Genomic DNA, 7701 nt, shown 5'->3' with positions numbered 1-7701 from the left:
GAACCTCCTCATATGGATATGAACTATGGCGTCCGTTTTTTCCAGCCTACCTCAGGCGGCCATCTGCACGAATTTGTGGCTGCTCTCGTCGAGGTGCTCGCCCCATTGAAGGCAGAAACCGGCCTCAGCTACGAAATAGTACTGGTTGACGATGGCTCCACAGACGACACGTGGGCCGCCATGCGTGCACTGACCGGACAATATGCCAACCTGCGCTGCCTGCGCCTGAGCCGTAATTTCGGCAAGGATGCCGCCCTTTCCGCGGGCCTGGAGGCCGCGCGGGGCGATGCCGTCATCACCATGGACAGCGACATGCAGCACCCCGCTGCGCTTATACCAGAAATGGTGGACTTGTGGCGCGCCGGCGCTGTAGACGTGGTTGATGTACGCAAGCAGGAACGGCAAGTGGAGTCGTTTTTAAGCAGAATCTGCGCCGTATCGTTTTACCGCATTTTCCAGATGCTGACTTCATATGACCTCAAAGGTTCGGGGGACTTCAAACTGCTTGACCGCAAGGTGGTTGATGGCTGGAAAAATCTTGGCGAACGCAAGCTCTTTTACCGGGGGCTGACTTCGTGGATGGGATTTCGACACAAGGAAATACTGTTTACGCCCTGCGCCCGCTGCGGCGGCACCAGCAAATGGAGCCTGGCCCGCAGGGTTACCCTGGCCGTTGATTCCATGACGTCTTTCAGCGGCAAGCCCTTGCTGGTCATTGGCATTATTACCCTGCTGTTCTATAGTCTTTCGTTTATGGTGGGCTGCGAGGCTCTTTGGAGCTATGCTACAGGACAAGCGGAATCGGGATTTACCACGGTCATTCTGCTGATGCTGCTGACCGGCAGCGCCATTCTCACCGGCCTGTGCATTCTGTCGGCCTACCTGCACCACGCCTTTGTCGAGCTTAAGGGCAGACCCCGCTATCTTCTGGCCGAAACGCTGGAAGGCGACAAGACGGACGCCTGATTCATGCGCCAGCAAAGCGATGCCGAAAAACTGCCTTCCATGCGTTTTATCGTCCATGCGGATGACTGCGGCCTGACCCGGCAGATCAGCCAGGATATCTTTGCCTGCCTTGCACAGGGGCCGCTCAACTCCGTTTCCGTTATTATGGGCGGCTCAGACGCGGCACAGAGTCTGCAACAACTGGCTGCCATGCCCAATGTGCGCGTATGCCTGCACCTGAATATTCTTGAAGGGCGCTGCACGGCGCCCGTTTCACAAGTGCGCCCGCTGGTTGATGCAGATGGCATCTTTCGGTACGGGCTTGGGCAGATGCTCTGTAACCTTGCCACTGGCAGTGGCCCCAGCAAAAAGGCCCTGCTTTCAGCCATTCGTAATGAATTTGAAGCCCAGATAGATGCCTTTGCCAGCGGCTTTTCACCATTGCGGCAAAGGGGAGGGCTGCATCTGGACGGGCATCTGCACGTGCATACGATCCCCGCCCTGCGCGGAATCATGCGCGACCTCATGCGGGAGCACCCGCCTGCCTATGTGCGTCTGCCCAGGGAACCCGCTCACCTGCCCCCGCTGCCATTGACGCAGATGTTTGTGGGATGCATGCGGCGCGCCCTGCTCGCGCACTGGTCGAAGGGGTTTGCGGCCCTGCTGGATCAGACAGGCGTTGCCCACAACAGTTTTTTGTGCGGGCTTGTTAGCGGCGGCAACCTTACTGCGGCACGGGCCGAGGCGTCCCTTGCGGCCATACAGCGGCAGAAGGAGCGCGCCCCGCTGGTGGAAATTATGAGTCACCCCGGCGGAGGGCATGACGCCAGCGATGCTTGCATGCGACACCGCGGTTTTTACCAGAGCCACGCACGGTTGGCAGAAAAGACCATGCTGCTTGACAGCAGCCTGAGCGCCGTGCTGGCGCGCTACGGATCCTTGCAGACCTTTGCGGAAGCATAACAAGAGCAACCCCAGCCAGCCCAACCCGGCAGGTGCCGGATTGCTCCGGCATTTCACCCAACAAAATCCCGCACGGCAAACAACAAACGGCCCAAAAGCATTGTTGCCTTTGGGCCGTTTACATTCTTCAGTGGTGGCGCTCACGCCTGCATGACCGTTATTGGCCGCGAATCCAGTAGGTTTCAAAGCCGTCTTCAAGCCAGCCGTCCTTCACCCGGGTAAAGCCAGCCTCTTTGAAAAGATCGCGGTATTCATCCTGCGTGCGCCGCCAGCCCCAGAACTGCTGCCGACGAATACCCATATAGTGCAGGGCCGCGCGGATGCCGATCTTGATAGCGTTCACGAAACTGCCGATAAACGAATCTTCTTCCAGCAATGACGCAGAAAGCAGCACCAGTTCCCCGCCGGGGGCAAGCTGCGCCCGCAGTTCCCACAGCAGATGCTGGAACTCGCGCGTAGGAATGCCGTAGTCGACAGTAGACAGGTAGATCATGTCGTACTGCACATCAGAGGGCAGGCACATGGGCGGCAGCCCGATATAGATGCGGTCGCTGGGTATGTATTCCCGCAGCCACTTCATGCCTACTGTGCTGGGCTCGTTGACGTGCAGTTCAAGCTCCGGCATTTCTTCCAGCAAAATCTTTTCCATATAGCCCACGCCGCTGCCAATGGACAGCACGCGCACGGGTTCCGTGCGCCCTGCGGGGTCTTGCGCCAGTTTTGCACGCAACTGACCGATAAGCCATTTTGCGTCTGTGCGCTTGTTTTCGCGCCAGACAGATGGCAAATCGTCCCAATTCTTGTAGCGGCGGAACAGCTCTTCGTAAAAAACCGCATAAAACTTTGGTTCCGCCAGATGAAAGAATGAAATATGTGAAAAGGACGTGAAGGGTATGCCCTGCCAGCTTTCCTGATAAAAACGCCGCACGTTGAAGCCTCCGAGACATGGCCGCAAAAGCTCGCCTCGCGCAGGATTGCGCCCCAGGCAAACTTTCGATGCGCAAAATCATAACCCAACCGCCAGCAAGGCGCAATGCGCGTAAACCGGGCGGCGGCAACTTGCGCAAGAACGTGACCAGACCGCAACATCACTGCAATACTTAAAAAATATCTGGCAGGCACACGCAGCAACCTGCCAGATATCATGCAGCAGCAAGCGCAAACAAATCATAAAAATCCGCAAGGGGAGGATCTTTCCGATCCTCCCCTTGCCCATAGCTGCCAAACTGGCGGATAATCAGCAAACAAGCATCTTGCGGCCACTGTCGCCTTCAGACGCTCTTTGCTTTCTTCTTTTTCTGCTCTCAAACATGGCTACGGCGTTCCGTTAACCAGCCTTCATTTCCTGAATAAGCCGCCGCAGCACCTGGGCCTGCTGGGCCATCTCGCTCATGGCCTGATTGGCCCTTCCCATGGCTTGCGCGGTTTCTACCGAAATCGTTGCTACCTGCTCCACGGAGCGGCTGATCTCTTCGCTGGATGCCGACTGCTGCTCGCTGGCTGCGGCAATGGAGCGCACCTGATCGCTTGCCTGTTCCACAAGGCTGACAATCTGCGTAAGCGCCTCGCCAGAGAGCGAGGCCCGGCGCGTGGCGCTTTCAATGGTGGCAACAGACTTGTCCACGCCGTCAATGCTTTTGCGGGTTCCTTCCTGAATGCCACGGATAACGCCGCCCACTTCCTGCGTGGCTGTCATGGTCTTTTCCGCCAGCTTGCGCACCTCGTCGGCCACCACGGCAAAGCCGCGCCCGGCATCGCCAGCCCGAGCGGCCTCAATGGCGGCATTAAGGGCCAACAGGTTGGTCTGATCTGCGATATCGGAAATAACGCTCATGATCTGCCCAATGCCATCGGCCTGTTTGCCGAGCGTGGCCATATCGGCCTTGACTTCAAGCGACTGCTTTTGCACCTCAGTGATGTCGCTCACCACATTGCGAACCAGCTGCGCGCCTTCCTGCGCCTTGGTGCGCGCGGTATCGGAGGTATCAGAGGCCTTGGCGGCATTTTCCGCAACTTCGCCCACGGTGGCGTTCATTTCATCCATGGCAGAGGACGTAACCGAAACCCGCCGAGACTGTTCCTCTGCCCCATTGCTCGATTGCGTAATCAATGCAGAAAGCTGCTCTGTGGCAGTTGATACCACCTCAACCACGCTTTCAAGCTGGTGCGCGGCCTGCAACATACCCTCGGCCTTGGCGCGCTCGGCCTGCACCTTGGCAGCCTGAGCCTCTTGCGTGGCTATTTCCGCATGGTGGGCCTGCTCCGAAGCTTCTGCGCTTTTCTGCTCCGCCTCGGCGATCTTGTCCTTCATGGTTCCCACCATGTTCTGCAAGACATGATAAACGCCGCCGGGCTTCTTTTGCGGACGGAAAGTCACGTTAAGATCGCCGTCAGCAATCTTGCCCGCTACTTCGGCAAGATAGCCAGGGTCTTCGCCAAGCTGCCGCATAACCTCGCGCGTGAGCAAAATGCCTTGCCCCACAGACAGCATAAAACCAATAGCAATGGCCGCAAAAATCATTTTTTTGGAAAAATCAGCCAGTTCGTCATTGGACTGGGCGAGCAGATGGCCCTGCTCCTCCTTGGATTCCACAAGGCGGTTTATGGAATCCTGATACTGGTCGGCCAGCTTGTTTCCTTCGCTGTCAAGATAAGCTTCGGCTCCGGCGGAATCACCAGCCTGCTTCAATTTGAGAACCTTGTCCGTCATGCCTCTGAACGCAGCGCGGTGCACCTTGTACTCTTCGATAATCTGCTTTGCCTTGGCAGAAATGAGAGTTTTCTCCACAGCTTTTGAGCTTTCGTCTATTTCTTTGCGCAGCGCTTCAATCTGGGCAGTACGTTGCTTAACCTCCGCATCAGACGATGCACCAACGATACCTTCCATATTGACGCGAATGCGCTGAAAACCTACGGCCAGCTTCAGCAGATCCGCCATTGGGACGGTGGCGCGCTCATAAAGGATTGTGTCCGCATTATTGACCTTTCCCAGTTCAAAAACGGCAAAAACACCTACGCCCAGGGTCATCAGCGAAGACAGGATAAAACTCACAATGAGCTTTGTTTGCAGTCGTGTATTTTTTAAAAGGCTCATGGTCAATTCTCCAGGGGAGGGGGATTTTATACTATTAGCACACTACATTCTTTATCGGCATAGTCTTTAAACATTTTAGGTTATCAGCAAAAGTAATTAAAAATATTTTTCATATAACACACTACAATCCTTTGTTTAGCTGCCCAACCAAATTCCTGCCATAGTGTCCAGCAGCGTGTGCACACGACGCTCGGAAAATCAGGACTTATCAATCGGCCTGAGAGGAATGCATATTTCCGTCAGCAGGTCTGCGGGAGGGGTCGTTTGCGGTGAATTCCAGTAGATTTCAAAGCCCGGATCATTATACGGCTCGCGTCCACTCTGCGGGAACCATACGCCAAATAGCGACCTGTAGGCAGGATGCAGCAGGAAGTACGGCCCCCTGATGCGCAGCACGGCATACTCCTGTTCACCGCCAATATGCCGCAAAAAAATCTCCTCATTCTGTAGCAGGGGGCACAATTCAGCACTTGCTTCCAGCAATCCTGGCGGCAGGCTGACGCAGGCATCCATGCGGCACTTTTGGGGCGCGGTAATGTCCGGGTTGTCATAGCTCACGCCGTACGCCACTGAGGCATCAGAAAGCAGGCCGTTAGCCTCCAGCGCGCCGCACAGTTTTTCCCATGCAGGGAAACTCTCGTCATACGGCCCTGTATGCCGCACAGCAGCCACCAAGCACGGCGCAAATTTTTCAACACGTACATTCATGGGCGGGAGATCGCTCATTTCATGGTAAAACAGGGGACGCGTAAGATCTCGCCTGCGGGCAACCTCCAGATGCCCCTTCCTGCGGCGGTATTCGGATGGCAGCATGCCCATATGCGCCCGAAAAGCCCGCGTAAAGGCGTCCACGCTATCATAGCCCGCGCCAAGGGCTATCTGGGTGACAGATTCAGGGGAATGCCCAAGTTGCATGGCGGCGCGCTCCAACAGCAAACGGCGCACGTATGCTGCAACGCTCTCGCCCACCATTGAAGAAAATATCCGGTGAAAATGGTAGGGCGAAAAACAGGCTATGCGCGCCAGCTCTTCCAGATTTGGCCTGGCATCAAGGTGCTGCTCAATGTGGCGCAGCACAAGGCCTATACGCTGCTGGTAGGTAAGTGTTTCCATTTATTCTCCCATCTCGGTTCTGGCCGCCAAGGGCCACGGTGGGCAGAAGCGCAAAAAAAGTCGAGCGAATTTTCGCCAGCAGGAACATGCTGACCCCACACAATATATCCCCGCAAGGAGTACCTATGAACGGATTTGAAATAAAAGTTGTGGATTTTCCGGCCAAGCAGCTTATGGGCATCAAGGTGCGTACCAACATGGCAAAGGCCAAGGAAGATTGTCCAACCCTATGGCAGAACTTCTGCCCGCAAATGCCCAAAATTTATGGCAAGGAAAGCTACGGCGTTTCCATCATGCTCAATGCCCAGGATTTTGACTACTGGGCCGCTGTTGAGGCTGACGAACAGATTCCAGCAGGCATTGAAACCACCGCCATACCGTCCGGCTCCTACGCCCGCTGCACTGTGCCAAATCTGGAAAGCATCGGTGCGGGATACATGTTCATGTACCAGACGTGGCTTGGCGGGCAGCAGGAATGGAAACTGAACGAGCAGGCCCCCTGCTTTGAATTGTACCCTGCGGACTGGAATCCGAGTATGCCGTTTGACCTGTTTATGCCGGTCAAGCGTTAGATTCTGCCGTCCGGCGGCGTTGGGACACCTGCCCGGCGTGGCCGCGCCCGAGAGGCATCAAGTTTATCTTTTTTCTGCCCTTCGGGCACGGGATTCCGCCGTCCGGCGAAGTTGGGACGCCTGTGCGGCGCGCAGCAAGGCGGGGCCGGTTATGGGGCTATGCCCCCTTCTCGGCCCCCCTTGCATCCCCCCCGAAGCACCCCCTAAGAAAGGTTTTCAGCTTCCGCAAAACAGCGAGGGCAACGCGGCTATAGCTGCGGGAGCTTCCCTCACTCGCTGCGCTCGCTCAGGTGATCTCCCTCCGCGCCGCGTAAATGCCAGAGGACGCCTTCGCTTCGATCAATATCCGCTTCAGCCAAATTCCACTGATCTAGTCGCTCGTTTAGGAAATGGCTTCGTACTCTTTCCCCACGGATTCTGGGTTTTCAGTCACCTCCAAGCCCGGGCTAACCACAACAAAAAACTATGCGATATAGCAAAGTTATGCGCGTAAATGGCAATTTCCATTCGGTCATAACTAGCAGAATGAATTGCGAGTCAGAAAGAGCTGCCCTCCATCAAAAGCTGGTCGTGGAGTCGCCTTCCTTAAACTCGCCGGAGCAAGGCGAAGGCGATGGCTGGTGTTGGGCGAATTTGCAAAATACGCTTTTTGCGGTCTGAAAAGGAAGCGCCGGGATTTTGAGCGCAGCGTACTCAAGTACGTGAGTATCAAAATCCCGGCGCTGACGCATTCAGGGCGTAAAAGTCAGGTTTGCGTAAATCAGCCTGACAGGCTCACCCACCCCGCCAGAACTCTTTACCCTCCTTTTGTCTTTTCCCCCTGCCTTTCTGCTTTTATTGCCTTTTCTGCCTTTCACCCCGGCCCTCCATCAGGAGATGGTCGTAAAGTCGCCTTCCTTAAACTCGCCGGAGCGAACGCGGAGGCGACGGCTGGTGTTGGGCGAATTTGCAAAATACGCTTTTTGCGGTCTGAAAAGGAAGCGCCGGGATTTTGAGCGCAGCGTACTCAAGTAC

General features: G+C 55.9%; 7 protein-coding genes. 4 read left to right on the top strand and 3 right to left on the bottom strand.

What is annotated here, in order from left to right:
• Together NE637_RS15250 and NE637_RS15245 are read left to right on the top strand one after the other, a co-directional pair.
• Nucleotides 1-966, top strand: a 966-nt coding sequence (locus tag NE637_RS15250) for a glycosyltransferase family 2 protein (protein ID WP_256267788.1), incomplete at its 5' end; no start/stop codon positions are given.
• 3 nt (nt 967-969) lie between these two features.
• On the top strand, nt 970-1908 hold the full coding sequence (locus tag NE637_RS15245; RefSeq protein WP_227119214.1) for a carbohydrate deacetylase: 939 nt from the start codon (nt 970-972) through the stop codon (nt 1906-1908).
• Nucleotides 1909-2065: 157 nt separating this feature from the next.
• On the opposite strand, the gene NE637_RS15240 is transcribed toward NE637_RS15245, so the two are convergent.
• The 3 genes from NE637_RS15240 to NE637_RS15230 all read right to left on the bottom strand — a co-directional run bounded on the left by NE637_RS15240 (nt 2066) and on the right by NE637_RS15230 (nt 6115).
• A complete protein-coding gene (locus NE637_RS15240) occupies nt 2066-2836 on the bottom strand; it encodes a hypothetical protein (protein ID WP_192113249.1) in 771 nt (256 codons plus the stop codon).
• A gap of 399 nt (nt 2837-3235) precedes the next feature.
• Nucleotides 3236-5002, bottom strand: a complete 1767-nt coding sequence (locus NE637_RS15235) for a methyl-accepting chemotaxis protein (RefSeq protein ID WP_227119213.1) — start codon at nt 5000-5002, stop codon at nt 3236-3238.
• A 198-nt stretch (nt 5003-5200) separates the two neighbouring features.
• Nucleotides 5201-6115, bottom strand: coding sequence for an AraC family transcriptional regulator (locus NE637_RS15230; RefSeq protein WP_227119212.1), 915 nt, complete (start codon nt 6113-6115; stop codon nt 5201-5203).
• Nucleotides 6116-6240: 125 nt separating this feature from the next.
• On the opposite strand from NE637_RS15230, the gene NE637_RS15225 reads away from it, so the two are divergent.
• Nucleotides 6241-6687 carry a GyrI-like domain-containing protein gene (locus tag NE637_RS15225; RefSeq protein WP_227119211.1) on the top strand — a complete coding sequence of 149 codons (447 nt, stop codon included), beginning with the start codon at nt 6241-6243 and terminating at the stop codon, nt 6685-6687.
• Between the two features lie 620 nt (nt 6688-7307).
• On the top strand, nt 7308-7682 hold the full coding sequence (locus tag NE637_RS15220) for a hypothetical protein (RefSeq protein ID WP_227119210.1): 375 nt from the start codon (nt 7308-7310) through the stop codon (nt 7680-7682).
• Nucleotides 7683-7701 lie beyond the last annotated feature (19 nt).

Source organism: Desulfovibrio desulfuricans (assembly GCF_024460775.1).
Lineage (GTDB): Bacteria > Desulfobacterota > Desulfovibrionia > Desulfovibrionales > Desulfovibrionaceae > Desulfovibrio > Desulfovibrio desulfuricans_E.
Note: the sequence above shows the minus strand (reverse complement) of the source record. Positions and strands in the feature narration are given on the sequence as shown.